Below are 16,843 nucleotides of genomic sequence, written 5' to 3'. Positions count from 1 at the left end.
GAAGGAACGAGATGATCTGGAATACCGCGATGACGGTCGCAGTCGCGCTGGCGCTGCTGACAGGGTCCGAGGCCGTGGCACAGGAGGACGCGACAACAGCCGCGCCGCCGCCACCGCCGCTATGGCTGATCTCGTGCTCGAACCAGGCCAACCCGGACGAGCTTCTGTGCGAGTTCTCGCAAAGCCTGATCGTGTCCGAAGGCAACCAGCGCCTTGCGACGGCTTCGTTCGCCCGCGTCGCCGGACAGGACGCGACCCGCTCGGTGATGACGGTGCCGTTCGGGGTATCGCTGTCGCAGGGCGTGGCGATGTCTGTCGATGAGCAGTCGGTGGCGACGCTTGCCTATGACAGCTGCGATGGCCAGGGCTGCTATGCCAGCGGTGCGGTTGACGAGGCGTGGCTGCAAGCCATGCGCGCGGGCGAACAGTTGACCGCGACCGTCAAGGGCCGCGATGGGCGCGACATCGCGCTGTCCTTCCAGCTGTCCGGTTTCAGCAAGGCTGAAGCCATGCTGCCCTAGCGGGAATGTCCAGGGACATGCGGCGCGGTTTCCCCGCCGCATGGTCCGGTCAGCCCGCCACGCTGGACAGGGCGCGGTCGATCGCGTCGGTGATGCGGTCGATGTCGGTTTCGGTCACGATCAGCGCGGGCGACAGGCACAGCGTATTGTTCAGCCCGCCGTTGAGAGAGCGGTTGGTCGCGCCGATGATGACGCCCTGGGCCATGCAGTCGGCGACGACGGCCTGCACCTTCTTCTCGTCCAGCGGTTCCTTTGTTTGCCGATCCGCAACCAGTTCGGCGCCGCAGAACAGCCCCTTGCCGCGCACATCGCCGATGACCTGATGCCTGTCCATCAGCGTCCGCAGATTGGCCAGCAACCGCTCGCCCATCCGGGTGCAGTTCTCCAGCAGCCCCTCGTCCTCGATGATGCGCATGTTTTCGAGTGCCGCCACGGGTCCCGCCGTGCAGCCGCCGAATGTCGAGATGTCGCGGAAATAGCTCATGCTGTCTGCGGGCGCGTCCTTGAACATCTCGAAGACGCGCTCGGTCGTGACGGTGCACGAGATCGCGGCATAACCCGAGGCCACGCCCTTGGCCATGGTCACGAAATCCGGCTGGATCCCGTATTGCTGGTAGCCGAACCAGGCGCCGGTGCGGCCCAGCCCGCAGACCACCTCGTCGATATGCAGCAGGATGTCGTATTTGCGGCAGATCTCTTGCACGCGCGGCCAGTATCCCTCGGGCGGGGTGATGACGCCGCCACCTGCGGTCACCGGCTCCAGCACGATCGCCCCGACGGAGTCCGGTCCCTCGCGCAGGATCACCTCCTCGATCGCATCGGCGGCGCGCTGACCATAGTTCTCGACATCCCATTGCTTGCGGTATTCCAGGCAGTGGGGGACGCGGACAAACCCGTCCGGGTAGGGCCCGTATTGTTCCGCGCGCTGATCCTGGCCCGATGTTGCGAGGGTGGCGATCGTCGTGCCGTGATAGTCGCGGTCGCGGTACAGGATCTTCCATTTCCGCCCGCCGTGATGGCGCGCCGCGATCTGGCGGACCATCTTGTAGACCTTCTCGTTGGCTTCGGAACCCGAATTCGAGTAATAGACACGGCTCATGCCGGGCATCTTCGCGATCAGCTTCTCGGCGAACACCGCGGCCGGTACGTTGCCGGCAGCCCCGGCGTAATAGTTGAGCCTGACCAGCTGGTCGCGCACGGCGTTGGCGATGCTTTCGCGGCCATAGCCCACATTGACCGTCCACACGCCGCCCGAGACCGCATCGAGGTATTCCCTGCCGGTCGCGTCCCAAAGCCGCATGCCCTTGCCCTCGACAAAGACGCGGGGGTCGTTGGTCTCATACTGCTTGTGCTGGCTCAGGTGATGCCAGACATGCTGGCGGTCGGCCGCGACCACTTCGGATATGTCGTTCTGTGTCAGATCTAGCGTCATCGAAGCCTCCTTCATAAAGCGAGCCGGACTCAGGCGACGGCCTGGGCGCGGGCCATTTCCACCAGAGAGCCGGACATGTATGCGACGTTGCCCGCGGCAAGAAAAGCCACAACTGCCGTCACCTCGTCCGGGCGGAGCTTATCCCATTCCTGCACAGATCCCGGGATGATTGAAGCGGCTCTCTGCCGCTGCTGGTCGGTTTCGATCCGGTTGACGCAGGCCACGGCGGGCGGTTGAGCGCCATGGGCGGCGTGAAGCCGCTGATGGTTGCCGAGGCTGATCGATCTGCCAATGCCCGCCCCGGCCTGTGCGCCGGTTTCCCAAGCGCGCAGATGGACGCGCTCCTCCTCGGGGACAGCCAGAGGCGTTCGATGAGGATGGTGTCGAGGCAGCGTCCCTTGCCGTCCATCGATATCCGGGTGCCCGGCTAAGCACCGTGACAGGTTGCTTCGAACCGAACGTGACGAAGTCACCGTCCTGAGCCTGCCCGCCATGCACGACCGCGATCACATGGTGAGGGTGATCACATGCCACGCACCTCGCGTTGCTCAGCCGTGCTCTGGGTGCGCGCCAGTTTCCTCGCCTGCGGCAATGCTGGAGACTTCGCTGGCTTGCACGCCGAGCCTTTGCTGTCGCCGGACCCGTTCGCCTGCCGCACCGCCGCAGTCGTCGAACATTCGGCTGACGCAGGCGCGCTCTCGGAAGCAGGACTGGTCCGTTGACGAGCCAAGCCGAAGAACGTGCTCTTGTCGAAGACGTGCTTGCGGCCGTGGGGCAACCGCGAACAGCGCTCGCGGGCGAGGTGGCCCTTCAATGGAAGGGTCCGCCCCGATACTTCGTTCCTTTGGCGTGCGGAAGCATCCGGGTCCATTTTCGCACGAGGAACCGACGGAGCCCTGGGCCGAATGCCGCGCGTTTGGTGGCCAGGATGGCATGCCGGTCACCGCGACAATCCTCGCCCGCTCGGAAATCGCCGTGCGCGCAGTCTGTCTGACGCCGAGCAGCTGGCTGGTGCTGCCCCTCGAAGAGTTGCGAGACCTGGTGACGAAGAGTATCCTTTTCCGCCGCGCAGGCGTTCGGCGACACGCGTCGCGTCTGCCCGCGTTCGTTGCCCGCATCTCTGGCGGGGGCATGACCCATTCGCATCGGTCGGATATGGGTGGCCCGGTTGACATCATCGTCCTGCTGGGCGTGGCCGCTGCCGGGGTCATCGGGATGGCGATTTTCGTCTACACCGTCGAGGCCCTGATCGGCAGCGATCGGACCAGGGGCGAGCACGACTGACACCAGCGGTGTCTGCGCCTGGAAAAGACTGCCCGCAAGGCAGGGAGAACAACCATGTCAAACGAACGGATCATCGAATATCTGCAACGCGCCGTGACAGTGAAGATGACCGCGGCGCATCAATAACGGTTGCACGCCCACACGCTGGACGACTGGGGGCTGACCGGGCTCGCCGACCAGATGCACGAGGACATGTCCGAAGGGCCGGGCCATTCCGACGTGTTCATCGACCGGCTGATGGTCCTGAAGGCCAAGCCGCAGCTTGGTTTCGACAAGGCGCCCGCCCGCGGCCGAAACACTGCCCGCCATGTTCAGGGGTGACCTCGCGGACGAGGAAGAGGCGATCTCCTGCTACACCAGGGCCGCCATGCACGTGGCCGAGCTGGGCGACATCGGCGCCCGCGCGCTCTTCGAGACGATCGTGCTGGACGAGGAAGGCCGCCAAGGCTGGCTGGACCTGCAACGCGATCTGATCGAGCGGCTTGGCGAGAAGACCTGCAGCGCCAAGCTGGTCGCCTTCGGCGACGACGACGACTGACGGAGGCGCGCGATGAGTGTCCAGACCGAACACGCCTCCCTGCCGAAACGGCTTGAACATTTTCCGATCAGCGTTCCGGGGATGACCATGGGCCTGATCGGTCTGGCGCCTGCGCTGGGTTCAGGCGGCTTCGGTCTGCCGGGTGCCGTGGTGGCCATGGCGCGCTGTTCGTGCTGGCGGCCCCGGGCGGGCTGCTCGCGCTCAGGGCGCTCTGGCGCCCGGTCTTCGTCGCCGCGCAATGGGCGCCCCCGGTCCCTGTTCTGGCTGCTGCCGAACGGCGCCGCTCTCCTGGCGCACCAGGCACCGGCGCTGCTGGGGGCTGATCCTGACCATGCGGGCCAGCCAGCAGGGCGCCGAGGCGCACAAGGTCGCCACACCCGAGAACGGGCAGCCCGGTGAGGATGCAATCGTGCCGACGCCGCAGGCCATGGTTGAAGCCGAGGCGCGCATCGGCGAAGGCACGACACGAAGGTCTGGTATTTCTCGACAAGGTCCCTGTGACCTGCGCATTCCCGGCGATGCGGGCTACCGCCGCGCCGACACCTGCCGAACGACTGGAGGCGTCGCGAGGACCGAGGACGAGGGCTGGATCGACCGTTTCGAGGGTCTGACGAACCTCGCCGCGAAGATGCGCACCGAATGGGCGCATGGCAGCCAGATCGCAAGCGTCCCGGCCGGCGCGCAGGTCGTCGCGCCTGGTCAATCCGCGGACAATCTGATGCTGCTACCGCCGGGCTCCGTCCGGGTGCAGCAACGGTCCGAGACCGGGCGCGAGGTCTTTCTCTACCGCGTCCATGCCGGCGAAAGCTGCGTTCTGACTACGGCCTGAATGCTCGCCTTCGAGGACTGCGCGGTCGACGGGATCGCCGAAACGGACATGACGGCCGTGTTCATCCTCCGCGTGACATCCGACGACCTCGTCGCGCGCTCCAGGGTGTTCCGGGAATTTGTCTTTCCCGCCGGCGTGACCTGATCTTCTGGTGACGACAAGGTCGAGACCCCGCGTGCGCCAATCAGGCAGACCGTGCCAATGGGGCAACGGCGAAGCGCCGCGTGTCCCCGGCGATCCTAGCCGCGATGCATCGGCGGTCGGGACAGGCGCGCCACAAGCGCGATGACGCCCCAGACCGCGCTGCGCAGGGTCATGGCGAAGACGGTCCGCATCTCGAACGCGCCGCCCTGTGCGACGTGCAGGCCGAATCCCGCGAAGACCAGCACCGTCGCCACAAATATGGCGAGCGACAGGGCAAAGGCCCATGGCCGCCCCCGCCAGAGGCCAAGACCGGCCGCGACATAGGCCAGCCCGGCCAGCGTGTTGAACCACAGAACGAAGCCTACGACCCGCCCCATGTCGAGCCCGCCAAGCAGGGTGGCGCCACCTGACGCGATCGTCAGCAGGCCAAAGCCGATCGCGACGGCGCCCGCGATGCGCGAGGCCCTATTTGTCGTGCCCATCGGGTGCGTCCTCCTGTGTGCGCAGCAATGCCATCTGAAGATCAAAGAGCCGCAGACCTTCCTCGACAAGGGGAAAGCCGCGCGCGCCCAGCGTCCACCGGATCGCAACCCCTTGCACCAGCGATGTCAGCAGCATCGCGACGTCCTCGGCCGCGATGTCGCGGCGCAGAACGCCCGATGCCTGCTGATCCCGGAGCGCGGTGACGAGGCGTCCCGTGAACGTGGCGAGAAGCCCGCGAAACACGTCCCTAAGCGCGATGTTGTCCACTTGCAGCTCGCGCGAGAACAGGATCGAGGGCAGGGCGGGCGTCCCGGCAATGGCGGCCAGTTGCGCCCCGATCAGCGCCTTCAGGCGCGTGTCCGGCGTGGCTTCCTGCGCCTCGGCCGCAGTCCAAGCCCTGCGCAAACGCGCCGCGATGTCCTCGGCCACGGCAAGCCAGAGGGCGCCCTTGCTTGGAAAATGCCGAAAGATCGCCGGTTGGCTGAGCCCGACCGCCCGGGCCACGTCCGTCGTGCTGAGACGGTCCGGCCCGATCTCGTCGGCCAGCCGCAACATCTCGGCGACGATCTGCGCCTTGCGATCTTCCGCGCTCTGACGCCCTGCCATGCGAGTTCCTCTTGTTAGTGATAACTAACTTACATACACTCCTGTCATCCGCAACCTCCATTCCGACTCGCACGCATCCGACAGAAAGGCCCCGCCATGCGCCCCGAGACCGCCCCGACCGGATATTCCCGCCTGCAGATCGCACTGCACTGGATCGTTGTCGCGCTGATCGCGCAACAATACCTGTTCAAGGATGCGATGTCCGCGGCTTGGGATCGTGTCACCGAAGGGCTCGAGGTCGGGTTCGACCCGCTTGTGCTGGCCCATGTGGCGGGCGGCGCGCTGGTCCTGACGCTTGCTGTCTGGCGCCTTGCCCTGCGCGCCCGGCGCGGTGTGCCGCCTGCCGTCGAAAGCGGCACGGGGCAGGCCCTGCTTGCCAGGCTGACCCATGTCGGCCTGTATGCGCTGATGATCCTGATGCCGGTCAGCGGGGCGCTGGCCTGGTTCGGCGGCGTCGAAGCGGCCGCACAGGGGCACAACGTCATGAAGATCGTGCTGCTGGCGCTGATCGTCCTGCATGTCGTCGGCGCGCTCTATCACCAGTTCATCCTTCGCGACGGCACGCTGGCGCGGATGCGCCGGGCGCAGGACTGAGGCCATGCGGTTTGCGCCCCTTCTCGCCCTGCCACCCATCGGGCTCGGGATCGCCGCGGCGGTCTGGATGATCTCGCAGGCCCCCGGTCCCGCGCAGATCGAGGGCGGTGACGCGGCCCTGCCTGTCCGTGTGATCACGGTCGCGGCGCAGCAGATTCGCCCCACCGCCACCGCCTGGGGCAACCTGCGCGCCGCCGAAACCTGGGTGGCGGTGTCCGAGGTGCAGGGCGAGGTGATCTGGCGTCACCCCGACCTTGAGCCGGGCCGCCTGATTCCGGCCGGGACAGAGGTGCTGCGGATCGATCCGGCCGATTACGAACTGGCGCTCGCGCAGGCCGAGGCCGATCTGAAAGCTTTTTCCGCCGAAGCCGCGCAACTGACCGCCGAGGCCGCCAACACGGGTCGTATCCTCGAACTGGAACGCGACCGGCTGGCTTTGGCCGAGGCCGATCTGGCCCGGACCCGCCGGCTGGCCGAACAGGGGACCGTGCCGCAGGCGCGTCTGGACGAGGCCGAGCGTGCCACCCTTCTGGCCCGTCGCACGGTGGCGGAGCTGGAGAACACGCTGGCCCTCATCCCGTCGCGCGAGGCGCGCATCGCGGCGCAGACCGCGCGGACGCAGGCCGCCATCGACCGCGCGCGCCGCTCGCTTGACCGGACCGCGCTGGCGACACCCTTCGATCTGCGCGTGACCGAGGTGAGCGCCGAACGCTTTCAGACCGTAGCACCCGGTCAGGTGGTCATCCGCGCCGACGGGATCGCCGCGGCCGAGGTCGTGGCGCATCTGCCAATCGACAGCTTTCGCCGCCTCGTGGCCGATCTGCCCGGGGGTATCTCCGTCGATGACATGATGCGCGGTGTGCCCGCCACGCAGATCGGCGTGACGCTCAGCCCCCTGTCCGACCCCGCGCAGGAATGGCCCGCGCGCGTCAGCCGGATCGAGGGCGCGCTTGATGCCCGCGCCCGCACCGTGCCCGTGGTGGTGACGGTCGACGATCCTTACGCGGGCGCGGACCCGCCCCGCCGCCTGCCGCTCGTCTCCAACATGCAGGTGCAGCTTGCCTTCAAGGGCGCGCCGCGAAGCGGGGTCATCGCCATCCCCGAGGCGGCCCTTCACGGGGGCATGGTGCGCGTCGCAGGCGCTGGTGATCGGCTGGAACTGCGCCCGGTCACACCCGCCTTCGACCAGGACGGGCGCGTGGTGATCGACGAGGGGCTTGCCGCGGGCGACCGCGTGGTGATCGACGACATCGCGCCGGCCATCCCCGGCATGGCGCTTTTGCCGGTAGAGGCGCCGGAATGATCCGCTGGTTCACGGGGCATCCGACGGCGGGCAATCTTCTTCTGCTGCTGTTCCTGGCTGCCGGTGTCTTCGCCGCGCCCGGCCTGCTGCGTGAGACCTTTCCCGATTTCCGCGCAACCGAGGCCGAGATCACCGTGCCCTGGCGTGGCGCCACCGCCGAAGACGTGGAAAGCGCCATCTGCGCGCCGCTGTGGGACGGGGTGCAGGGCGTCGAGGGGCTTGAGACGCTGACCTGCACCGCGCAGACCGGCCGCGCCCGTGCGGTCGCAACCATGGCCCCCGGCAATGACGCCCTGCGCTTTGTCAATTCGCTGCGCACCGAGGTTGCCGCGATCGATACATTCCCGGCCAGCGCCGATGCCGCCATCACCCGCGAGTTGCACCGGACCGATCAGGTCACGTCCGTCGCCGTCTCGGGCGATCTGCCGCTGGGCGAACTGGATCTCTACGCCGACGGCCTGTCCGACCGGCTGAGCGTCCTGCCCGGGGTGGCGACGGTGACGCGGTCGGGCCTTGGGGTGCGCACGCTGCACGTCTCGGCGCGCGAGGCGGTCCTTGCAAGCCATGGGTTGACGCCCGCGTCCCTGGCCAGCGCCATCGCCGCCCAGAACATCGACCTGCCCGCCGGCACGCTGGAAGGCGCGGGCGCCGACCTGACGCTGCGGTTTGCCGCCGAGCGGGACACGGCGACGGCGCTTGCCACGATCCCGGTGCTGGTCCTGCCCAACGGCGCGACCCTAACCCTGGGCGACGTGGCCGTCATTGAGGAACGGTTCGAGCCGCCGCAGGACCGTGCCTTCGTCGATGGCACGCCCGCGATCGTGATCGACGTGGCCAAGGCGCTGGACGCCGACGCGCTGCGCGTCCTTGATGACGTGACCGCGCTGGTGGCGGCGGAGACGGCGCGCCTGCCCGAGACAGTCAAGGTCGAGGTGGTGCAGGACCTGACCTCCATCATCCGCGACCGGCTGCTGATGCTGGTACAGAACGGCGTGATCGGCCTTGTGCTGGTCGTGGCGGTGATGAGCCTGTTCTTCCGCCCCGGATTCGCGATCTGGGCCGCAATGGGCCTGCCCGTGGCCTTTGCCGGCGCTTTCGCCTGGATGGCGCTGACCGGACTCAGCCTGAACATGATGACGCTGGTGGCGCTGCTGATGGCGATCGGGATCGTGATGGACGATTCCATCGTGATCGCGGATTCGATCGCCGTGCATGCCGCCAAGGGCGCAACGGTGGAAGACGTGGCCGCTGGCGTTGCCGCCGTGGCCCCGGGCGTGCTCTCCTCTTTCCTGACCACGCTCGCCGTGTTCCTGCCGCTGGCCTTTCTGGCGGGCGAGCTGGGCGCGGTGCTGGAGGTGCTGCCGGTCGTCCTGCTGGCGGCCCTTGCCGCCTCGCTGGTCGAGGCCTTCCTGATCCTGCCGCATCACCTGAAGGGCGGGATGAAAGAGCGCGCGCCGTCCCGCTTTCGCCGCCGCTTCGATGCCGGGTTCGACGCCTTGCGCGAGCGCGGCGTGGGCCGCCTGGCCGATGCCGCGATTCGCTGGCGCTGGCTGGTGGCGGGGATGGCCATCGGCACGCTGATCCTGACCATCGGCGCACTCGGTGGTGGCGTGGTCAAGCGCGAAGCGATGCCCGAGATCGACGGCGACGTGCTGGAGGCGCGGCTGATGCTCCCCGCGGGCACCCCGCTGGCGCGCACTGGCGAAGCGGTCGCGCAGGTCGAGGCTGCGCTTGACCGGGTGGACGCCGGCCTGACCCCCGACCAACCCGACGCACAGCCCCTCGTGATCCGCCGCATCACGCGGCTGGGCCGCAACCTGTCGGCAAGCGAGACCGGGACCCATGTCGCGACCGTCGCGGTGGACCTTCTGGGGGCGGAGACGCGAACCAGCACGCTCGACGAGATTGTCACTCTATGGCGTGCGGAAATCGGCCCGCTGTCCGGCGTCACCTCGCTGATCCTGACCGAACCGGGCATCGGCCCGCAAGGCATTGCCGTGGAACTGCGCCTGACCCACCCTGACCTCGCGACGCTGGCGGCCGCGGGCCGCGCCACGCTGGCCGAGTTGCAAAGCTACGCGGGCGTCCGCAATGCGATCCTCGACCTGCGCCCCGGCACGCCGGAATTGCGGCTGAGCCTGTCGCCGGGGGCCGAGGCCCTTGGGCTGACGGCGAGCGATGTCGCGGCGCAGCTGCGCGCCGCCTTCCTTGGAACGCAGCTTGCCGAAATCCGGCGCGGCGACCTTGCCTGGGATCTGGAAGTCCGGTTGAGCGGAACCGACCGGGCCACCCGTGCCGATCTCACCGAGTTCGAGATCGCCTTGCCCGGTGGCGACACCGTGCCGCTGGCCTCTGTCGCGACCCTGACCGAGGCGCGGGGGTGGGGCAGCATCACGCGTCGCGACGGTCTGCGCACCCTGACCGTATCGGCGGATGTGGACGGACGTGCCGGCAATGCCGACGCGATCACCGCCCGGCTGGCCGAAGGATTCCTGCCGGACCTTGTCACCCGGACCCCCGCCCTCGGCTTCGATATCGCCGGACAGGCCGCGAATTCGGCGGAAACCGTCGGCTCGATCCTGCGGGGCTTCGTGATCGGGCTGGTCGGGGTCTATATCGTGCTCAGCTTCCAGTTCCGCAGCTACATCGAGCCGCTGATCGTCATGATCACCATTCCGCTGGCCTTTCTGGGGGTGATCTGGGGTCACGTGCTGATGGGCTACAACATCTCGATGCCATCGCTCGTGGGGGCGGCATCGCTGGCCGGGATCGTCGTGAACAACGCCATCCTGCTGGTCGGTGTCATCAAGACCCGCCGCGCCGAAGGGTGTTCTGCCACGGATGCCGCCGGAGAGGCGGTGCGTTCGCGGTTCCGGCCGATCTTCGTGTCCGTCTCGACCACCATCATGGGCATGGCGCCCCTTCTGCTGGAGACCTCGACCCAGGCGCAGACGCTCAAGCCGCTGGTGATCGCGGTGGTCTTCGGCCTTCTGGCTGCCACGGTGCTGATCCTGCTGGTGCTGCCGGCGCTCTACGCGGTGCTCGATGACATGCGACAGGACCATCGGTAAAGCGCGGAAGCCCGTTGCGGGACGAGACGTCTCCACGCTCCAGTTGCAACAGGAACGGATCGGACATCGCATATACCGAAACCTGGTGCCGCGGCATCGACTTGGTGTCTCCACCGCGTTGCCGTCCTCGGGCGCCCGAGAGGAGGCGCCGGAAACCCCGCGAAAGGCGGCTCTGCCACGCGTCATGCCAGCGCTTGATGGGCCTTTGAAGATCGGGTCACGACCGATCGCGTTGAAGCGGGTCTCGCTGCACGTGCAAACTCCCCGATGGTCGGCGCGCCCGGTTCGGGGCGTAGGCCGTCACCGGGTATATCGTGTCAGTCGGCGAGCACTGGCGACGACCGATCACCAGGCCTGTCGGTCAAAAATGCCGCCAGCGCCCTTTTTGACCTCGTGCCTTTTCGCCGCCCCCCCCCCTGCGACCCAGAGGGTCCGGCGCTGCCGAAGCGGCGTTCGGCGCATTCGTTCACGATACGCCAGCTCATCGCAGCGCCTCAGAGGGACTGGATCGCGGCTTGACGTGCACTGGTTCTGCAGAAGAATCCCGTCCGAAGCGCCCGAACGCCCGCGAAATCAGACGTGCGTTTCCGCAGCCGCCTTCGCAAGCCGCTGTCAAAACGCCATAATTTATTGGGCTTTGGTGACCCCGACAGGATTCGAACCTGTAACCTGCCCCTTAGGAGGGGGCTGCTCTATCCAGTTGAGCCACGGGGCCGCCAGCTGCCCTTTTGACGGCGGATGGACGGATTGGCAAGCTTGTCGCGCGCGATGCCGTCCGCTAACATCCCGCAACCGCCATAACAGATCCGGCAGCCATGACAGCCCTACGTCCCCGACGTCCCCTGACCCTGCGCGACGTTTCCGAGGCGTCCGGCGTATCCGAAATGACGGTCAGTCGGGTGCTTCGAAACCGTGGCGATGTCTCGGCCGCGACCCGTGAAAAAGTCCTGACCGCCGCCAAGACGCTGGGATATGTTCCCAACAAGATCGCCGGCGGCCTGGCCAGCCAACGTGTCAATCTTGTCGCCGTGGTCATCCCGTCGCTGTCCAACCTGGTATTTCCGGACGTGTTGGGCGGGATCTCGGCCGAACTGGACGACACCGGGCTGCAGCCGGTCATCGGCGTGACGAACTATTCCCCCGCTCGGGAAGAGATGGTGCTTTACGAAATGCTGTCCTGGCGACCGTCAGGGGTCATTCTGGCAGGGGTCGAGCACAGCAAGGCATCGCGCGCGATGCTGGCAAACGCAGGAATTCCCGTGATCGAGATCATGGATATCGACGGAGAGGCCATTGATACATTGGTCGGCATCTCGCATATCCGCGCCGGTCGCGAGATGGCGGCCCGGATCGTCGAGGCCGGTTACCGCCGCATCGGGTTCGTGGGCACGCACATGCCCGAGGACCATCGGGCCCGAAAGCGCCTTGTCGGGTTCGAGGAAGGGCTGGCCGAGGCGGGGCTGCAACTGGAGGCCCGCGAATATTATCAGGGGGGATCGTCCCTGCTGAAAGGGCGCGAACTGACAGAGCGCATCCTGACGCGCGCCCCTGATCTGGATTTTCTCTATTACTCCAACGACATGATAGGGGCGGGCGGATTGCTTTACTGCCTTGAGGCGGGCTATGAGATCCCGAACCGCATCGGGCTGGCCGGCTTCAACGGTGTCGATCTGCTGGACGGGTTGCCGGTGAGGCTGACCACCACGGATGCCCGCCGGGTCGAAATCGGGCGCCGCGCGGCGCGGCTGGTGGCGGGCAAGGACGCAATGCCGCCCGATCGCCTGATCGCGCTGGCGCCGACCTTCATTCCCGGCGATACGATCCGCGCACCCGCCGGCAGCGCTCGGAACTGATCCGACCGCCTTGTGGTGCCACCGCAGCGGCACTATCTGAGGCAACATGAAGATACCCTATCTGAATCGCATTCTCTGGCGCGGTCCGCGCGTTTCGGTCGTGAGGCTGCACGGTGCGATCGGCATGGTCGGTCGCGTGGGCGCGTTGAACGACGCAGCGCTTGCGCCGGTGTTCGAGCGCGCCTTTCGTCGGGGCAAGCCGACGGCCGTGGCGCTGTCGATCAATTCGCCCGGAGGGTCCCCGGTGCAATCATCGCTGATCGCCGCCCGCGTCCGTCGCCTGGCCGACGAGACCGGCACGCCGGTTCACGCCTTCGTCGAGGATATGGCCGCCTCGGGTGGCTACTGGCTGGCCTGCGCAGGGGACCGAATCTGGGCTGATGACAGTTCGGTACTGGGATCGATCGGGGTGATCTCGGCCGGGTTCGGTTTTCATCAGCTTCTGGAGCGATGGGGAATCGAGCGGCGGGTCCATACGGCAGGCCGGTCGAAATCGACGCTGGACCCGTTCCGTCCCGAAAGCAGCGAGGACGTCGAACGCTTGCGCAACGTGTTGGAGCCGATCCACGAGGCGTTCAAGGACCATGTCCGGCAAAGGCGCGGTGACCGCCTGACCGGGGATCGCGACCTGTTCACCGGCGAGTTCTGGGCCGGACAGGAGGCCGTGCGTCTGGGTCTCGCCGACGGGATCGCCCACCTGGTCCCCAAGATGAAGGCGCTCTACGGCGACAAGACGCGTTTCTCCGTGCACAGTCCGCGCCAGTCGCTGTTCCGGCGGATGGGCCTTTCCGCCCAGACACTGATCGACAGCGCCGAGGAACGCGCGGCCTTCGCCCGGTTCGGGGCTAACGGATGAGCGTCCGGATCGTCGTCCTGTTCCTTCTTGTGATGGTCGCGCTGGCCCTGTTCAGTGGCCCGGGTTTTCGCAAGTTTCTTCTGAAACTCTTGGGCATCTCACGCCGTGATCGTTGATCTTCTGTATGTATTGGCCGGGCTGGTGCTTCTGGTCCTGGGTGGTGACCTGCTGGTCAAGGGGTCGGTGAACCTGTCCTTGCGGCTGGGGGTCGCGCCGCTTGTCGTGGGTCTGACGGTGGTGGCCTTCGGGACTTCGGCGCCCGAGATGATCGTGTCGGTGTCGGCGGCGCTGAAAGGCGCAAGCGCCATCGCCATGGGCAACGTCGTCGGCTCGAACATCGCGAATGTGCTGTTGATCCTGGGGGCCGCCGCGCTGGTTTCGGGGATTCCCACCCATGAACATGACCTAAGGGAAAGCTGGGGCATGATGATCGCGGCCTCTGTCCTGCTGATCGGCATGGCGTTCACGGGGGTCATCGGACGGGTCGAGGGATTGGTGCTGCTGATCGCGCTCGGGCTTGTGCTGTGGCGGCAGCTGTCCACGGCGAGGGCCGACAAGGATGGCGCCGATCTGGAGGGCGCGGCGTTGGGTGCGCGCTGGCGTCAGATTTCGATCTGGCTGGCAGGCGGGCTGATCGGCCTGCCGATCGGCGCGAATCTTCTTGTCAGCGGCGCGTCGGACATCGCGCTGGCGTTCGGCATCAGCGAGGCGGTGATCGGCCTGACGCTGGTGGCGGTCGGAACGTCGCTGCCGGAGCTTGCGGCCTCGGTCGCGTCGGCGATGCGGGGGCGAGCCGATATGGCGCTTGGCAATGTCGTCGGCTCGAACATCTTCAATATCCTGTCGATCCTCGGCGTGACGGCGCTGGTTCAGCCCTTGCCAGTCCCCGCCGAGATTCTGCGTCTGGATCTGTGGGTGATGCTGGCCAGCGCGCTGCTGCTTGGACCGTTCCTGTTCCGCGGGCTCTATATCGGTCGCGTCGCCGGCGGCGCGTTCTTCGCGGCCTACGGGGTTTACCTGTGGGTCCTGCTCTAGCCGCCCCATCGGGGCCGTGCGAACCGGGCAAGCCGGCCATTATGCCGCTTTTGTCCACCTCTCGACGCGGCCGGTGCCGGATGGCGCGATTCTGTGAAAAATTTCAGGGCCTTGATCGGGTGCTAAAAAATATCTTTTCCTTTCAATCGCTTGCATATGTGCCTGTTTTGAAGGCAGGTTCACGAAACTGTAACGATTGCTGGCAGAAGCTGACCTCCCGCACAGCTCTCCCACAGACTTGTCCACAGGAGTCGTGGACAGCTTCACCCTTGCACTCGCCCTTCGGAACTTGCAGCCGGTGGCGAGAATCACTTTCTTGATGCCATGACGCAGAAGACCGGCCACGCGCTGATCCATGACTATCTTCGCTCGCTCGACGCCAGCCCCGGTGTCTATCGGATGCTGGATGCACAGGGCGCGGTGCTTTATGTCGGCAAGGCGCGCGATCTGAAGGCGCGTGTGTCGAACTATGCCCGGCCCTCGGGCCATTCCGGCCGCATCGCGCGCATGATCCGCGATACCGCCTCGATGATGTTCCTGACCACGCGGACCGAGACCGAGGCGCTGCTGCTGGAGCAGAACCTCATCAAGCAGCTGAAGCCGCGCTACAATGTGCTTTTGCGTGACGACAAGTCGTTTCCCAACATCCTGGTGGCCAAGGTGCATGATTTTCCGCAGATCAAGAAGCATCGTGGCGCAAAGTCGGAAAAGGGCGACTATTACGGCCCCTTTGCAAGCGCTGGCGCGGTAAACCGCACGTTGAACCAGTTGCAGCGCGTCTTTCTGCTGCGCAACTGCACGGACTCGACCTTTGAAAGTCGCACCCGACCCTGTTTGCTGTACCAGATCAAGCGGTGCAGTGCGCCCTGTGTCGGGCGCATCAGCAAAGAGGATTACGCTGCGCTGGTCCGCGATGCCGAGCGCTTCCTGCAGGGCAGGTCCACCGACATCCAGGCCACGCTGGCGCTTGAGATGAACGAAGCGGCCGAAGCGATGGAGTATGAACGCGCTGCCGCGCTGCGCGACCGGATCAAGGCGCTGACGGCCGTCCAGTCGGTGCAGGCGGTCAACCCGCGTGGCGTGGCCGAGGCCGACATCGTCGCGCTGCACATGGAAGGTGGTCAGGCCTGCGTGCAGGTGTTCTTCATCCGCGGCAATCAAAGCTGGGGAAACCGGGACTTCTACCCACGCCTCGGCGGGGCCGAATCGCCTGACGAGGTAGTGCAGGCCTTTCTGCTGCAATTCTACGACGACAAGCCGCCGCCTCGGCAGATTCTGCTGTCCCACTTTGCCGAGGATCCCGAACTGACGGCCGAGGTGCTGTCGCAACGCGCCGGCCGCAAGGTCGAGATCCTCGTTCCCCAGAGGGGCGAGAAATTCGAACTGGTGGCCAACGCGCTTCGCAATGCGCGCGAGAGCCTGGCCCGTCGCATGTCCGAATCGGCCGCACAGGCGCGGCTTCTGGAAGGGGTGGGCGAAGCGTTCGGACTGCCGGTCGTGCCGCGCCGGATCGAGATCTACGACAACAGTCACATCATGGGCACGAACGCCGTGGGCGGGATGGTGGTTGCCGGCCCCGAAGGGTTCATCAAGAGCCAGTATCGCAAGTTCAACATCAAGGGCACCGAGATCACGCCGGGCGACGATTTCGGCATGATGAAAGAGATGCTGACCCGACGGTTTCAGCGGCTGCTGAAAGAGGACCCCGACCGTCAGACCGAGGCCTGGCCCGATCTGCTGCTGATCGATGGCGGCGCGGGGCAGGTTTCCGCGGTGGACGGCATCCTGGCCGATCTCGGGGTCGAGGACATCCCGGTCGTCGGCATCGCCAAGGGCGTGGACCGCGACCAGGGCAAGGAGGAATTCCATCGTCCCGGCCAACGCCCCTTCGCGCTGCGCATGAACGATCCGGTCCTGTATTTCATCCAGCGGCTGCGCGACGAGGCGCATCGATGGGCGATCGGCACGCACCGCGCCAAGCGCGCCAAGTCCGTGATGGCCAATCCTCTGGACGAGATCGTGGGAATCGGGGCCGCGCGAAAGCGCGCGCTTCTGGCCCATTTCGGCAGCGCCAAGGCCGTCAGCCGCGCCGGGCTGGCCGATCTGCTGGCGGTCGAGGGTATTTCGGCCGCGATGGCGCAGAAGGTTCATGACCATTTCCACCCCCGGGGCTGACCTCTGGTGGCGGCAATCCCCGGCCGCATGTCGGCGCCCGGCGCCGTGACGACGGAAGCGTCATCCTGCCGGTCAAAATTTGCGGTAGCTTTCTACCGCCGTCTTGCGAAGACTTCACG

General features: G+C 66.6%; 16 protein-coding genes, 1 tRNA gene and 1 pseudogene. 14 read left to right on the top strand and 4 right to left on the bottom strand.

What is annotated here, in order from left to right:
• Nucleotides 1-11: 11 nt before the first annotated feature.
• Nucleotides 12-521 carry an invasion associated locus B family protein gene (locus tag L1965_RS05945; protein ID WP_235755478.1) on the top strand — a complete coding sequence of 170 codons (510 nt, stop codon included), beginning with the start codon at nt 12-14 and terminating at the stop codon, nt 519-521.
• A 49-nt stretch (nt 522-570) separates the two neighbouring features.
• Here the strand turns inward: L1965_RS05945 and tpa are convergent, their stop codons facing one another.
• Nucleotides 571-1,953 carry a hypotaurine--pyruvate aminotransferase Tpa gene (gene tpa, locus L1965_RS05940; RefSeq protein ID WP_235755477.1) on the bottom strand — a complete coding sequence of 461 codons (1,383 nt, stop codon included), beginning with the start codon at nt 1,951-1,953 and terminating at the stop codon, nt 571-573.
• A gap of 933 nt (nt 1,954-2,886) precedes the next feature.
• On the opposite strand from tpa, the gene L1965_RS05935 reads away from it, so the two are divergent.
• From L1965_RS05935 to L1965_RS05915, 6 genes and pseudogenes are all read left to right on the top strand, one after another.
• Nucleotides 2,887-3,237, top strand: a complete 351-nt coding sequence (locus L1965_RS05935; RefSeq protein ID WP_235755476.1) for a DUF5368 family protein — start codon at nt 2,887-2,889, stop codon at nt 3,235-3,237.
• Nucleotides 3,238-3,366: 129 nt separating this feature from the next.
• Nucleotides 3,367-3,558 (top strand): ferritin family protein, encoded by a 192-nt coding sequence (locus L1965_RS05930; protein WP_235755475.1) that lies wholly within the window; start codon nt 3,367-3,369, stop codon nt 3,556-3,558.
• Nucleotides 3,545-3,775, top strand: a complete 231-nt coding sequence (locus tag L1965_RS05925) for a ferritin family protein (RefSeq protein WP_235755474.1) — start codon at nt 3,545-3,547, stop codon at nt 3,773-3,775. Before L1965_RS05930 ends, L1965_RS05925 begins: the two co-directional genes overlap by 14 nt.
• Nucleotides 3,776-4,013: 238 nt before the next feature.
• Nucleotides 4,014-4,181, top strand: a pseudogene (locus tag L1965_RS16160) (hypothetical protein); the annotation flags it as partial.
• 3 nt (nt 4,182-4,184) lie between these two features.
• Entirely contained in the window at nt 4,185-4,604 is a 420-nt protein-coding gene (locus L1965_RS05920) for a cyclic nucleotide-binding domain-containing protein (protein WP_235755473.1), read from the top strand.
• Nucleotides 4,605-4,748: a hypothetical protein gene (locus tag L1965_RS05915; protein WP_235755472.1), complete on the top strand. Its 144-nt coding sequence runs from the start codon at nt 4,605-4,607 to the stop codon at nt 4,746-4,748. It abuts the gene before it with no gap.
• Between the two features lie 95 nt (nt 4,749-4,843).
• Here the strand turns inward: L1965_RS05915 and L1965_RS05910 are convergent, their stop codons facing one another.
• Complete coding sequence (locus L1965_RS05910; protein ID WP_235755471.1) at nt 4,844-5,230, bottom strand: hypothetical protein; 387 nt, start codon at nt 5,228-5,230, stop codon at nt 4,844-4,846.
• Nucleotides 5,214-5,837 carry a TetR/AcrR family transcriptional regulator gene (locus tag L1965_RS05905; protein ID WP_235755470.1) on the bottom strand — a complete coding sequence of 208 codons (624 nt, stop codon included), beginning with the start codon at nt 5,835-5,837 and terminating at the stop codon, nt 5,214-5,216. The genes L1965_RS05910 and L1965_RS05905 overlap by 17 nt, the downstream gene beginning before the upstream one ends.
• Nucleotides 5,838-5,933: 96 nt before the next feature.
• Here L1965_RS05905 and L1965_RS05900 point away from each other — a divergent pair, with 96 nt between their 5' ends.
• The 3 genes from L1965_RS05900 to L1965_RS05890 are packed head-to-tail and all read left to right on the top strand — an operon-like array spanning nt 5,934 to nt 10,805.
• Complete coding sequence (locus L1965_RS05900) at nt 5,934-6,431, top strand: cytochrome b (protein ID WP_235755469.1); 498 nt, start codon at nt 5,934-5,936, stop codon at nt 6,429-6,431.
• Between the two features lie 4 nt (nt 6,432-6,435).
• Nucleotides 6,436-7,734, top strand: a complete 1,299-nt coding sequence (locus L1965_RS05895) for an efflux RND transporter periplasmic adaptor subunit (protein ID WP_235755468.1) — start codon at nt 6,436-6,438, stop codon at nt 7,732-7,734.
• On the top strand, nt 7,731-10,805 hold the full coding sequence (locus L1965_RS05890; protein ID WP_235755467.1) for an efflux RND transporter permease subunit: 3,075 nt from the start codon (nt 7,731-7,733) through the stop codon (nt 10,803-10,805). Before L1965_RS05895 ends, L1965_RS05890 begins: the two co-directional genes overlap by 4 nt.
• Before the next feature lie 638 nt (nt 10,806-11,443).
• Here the strand turns inward: L1965_RS05890 and L1965_RS05885 are convergent.
• Nucleotides 11,444-11,520: transfer RNA gene (locus tag L1965_RS05885), tRNA-Arg, on the bottom strand.
• A gap of 100 nt (nt 11,521-11,620) precedes the next feature.
• On the opposite strand from L1965_RS05885, the gene L1965_RS05880 reads away from it, so the two are divergent.
• The 4 genes from L1965_RS05880 to uvrC all read left to right on the top strand — a co-directional run bounded on the left by L1965_RS05880 (nt 11,621) and on the right by uvrC (nt 16,724).
• Entirely contained in the window at nt 11,621-12,658 is a 1,038-nt protein-coding gene (locus tag L1965_RS05880; RefSeq protein ID WP_235755466.1) for a LacI family DNA-binding transcriptional regulator, read from the top strand.
• A gap of 46 nt (nt 12,659-12,704) precedes the next feature.
• On the top strand, nt 12,705-13,514 hold the full coding sequence (locus tag L1965_RS05875) for a S49 family peptidase (RefSeq protein WP_235755465.1): 810 nt from the start codon (nt 12,705-12,707) through the stop codon (nt 13,512-13,514).
• 105 nt (nt 13,515-13,619) lie between these two features.
• Complete coding sequence (locus tag L1965_RS05870; protein WP_235755464.1) at nt 13,620-14,549, top strand: calcium/sodium antiporter; 930 nt, start codon at nt 13,620-13,622, stop codon at nt 14,547-14,549.
• A gap of 324 nt (nt 14,550-14,873) precedes the next feature.
• On the top strand, nt 14,874-16,724 hold the full coding sequence (gene uvrC / locus L1965_RS05865; protein ID WP_235755463.1) for an excinuclease ABC subunit UvrC: 1,851 nt from the start codon (nt 14,874-14,876) through the stop codon (nt 16,722-16,724).
• The last annotated feature ends 119 nt before the right edge of the window (nt 16,725-16,843 follow it).

Origin of the sequence: Paracoccus salsus, from assembly GCF_021556615.1 — a bacterium.
Lineage (GTDB): Bacteria > Pseudomonadota > Alphaproteobacteria > Rhodobacterales > Rhodobacteraceae > Paracoccus > Paracoccus salsus.
Note: the sequence above shows the minus strand (reverse complement) of the source record. Positions and strands in the feature narration are given on the sequence as shown.

Bases quoted from the DNA above. Each gene is read 5' to 3' on its own strand.
- tpa (WP_235755477.1), bottom strand. From the start codon at position 1,953: ATGACGCTAGATCTGACACAGAACGACATATCCGAAGTGGTCGCGGCC.
- L1965_RS05890 (WP_235755467.1), top strand. From the start codon at position 7,731: ATGATCCGCTGGTTCACGGGGCATCCGACGGCGGGCAATCTTCTTCTG.
- uvrC (WP_235755463.1), top strand. From the start codon at position 14,874: ATGACGCAGAAGACCGGCCACGCGCTGATCCATGACTATCTTCGCTCG.
- L1965_RS05925 (WP_235755474.1), top strand. From the start codon at position 3,545: ATGTTCAGGGGTGACCTCGCGGACGAGGAAGAGGCGATCTCCTGCTAC.
- L1965_RS05915 (WP_235755472.1), top strand. From the start codon at position 4,605: ATGCTCGCCTTCGAGGACTGCGCGGTCGACGGGATCGCCGAAACGGAC.
- L1965_RS05900 (WP_235755469.1), top strand. From the start codon at position 5,934: ATGCGCCCCGAGACCGCCCCGACCGGATATTCCCGCCTGCAGATCGCA.
- L1965_RS05945 (WP_235755478.1), top strand. From the start codon at position 12: ATGATCTGGAATACCGCGATGACGGTCGCAGTCGCGCTGGCGCTGCTG.
- L1965_RS05895 (WP_235755468.1), top strand. From the start codon at position 6,436: ATGCGGTTTGCGCCCCTTCTCGCCCTGCCACCCATCGGGCTCGGGATC.
- L1965_RS05905 (WP_235755470.1), bottom strand. From the start codon at position 5,837: ATGGCAGGGCGTCAGAGCGCGGAAGATCGCAAGGCGCAGATCGTCGCC.
- L1965_RS05935 (WP_235755476.1), top strand. From the start codon at position 2,887: ATGCCGGTCACCGCGACAATCCTCGCCCGCTCGGAAATCGCCGTGCGC.
- L1965_RS05875 (WP_235755465.1), top strand. From the start codon at position 12,705: ATGAAGATACCCTATCTGAATCGCATTCTCTGGCGCGGTCCGCGCGTT.
- L1965_RS05880 (WP_235755466.1), top strand. From the start codon at position 11,621: ATGACAGCCCTACGTCCCCGACGTCCCCTGACCCTGCGCGACGTTTCC.
- L1965_RS05910 (WP_235755471.1), bottom strand. From the start codon at position 5,230: ATGGGCACGACAAATAGGGCCTCGCGCATCGCGGGCGCCGTCGCGATC.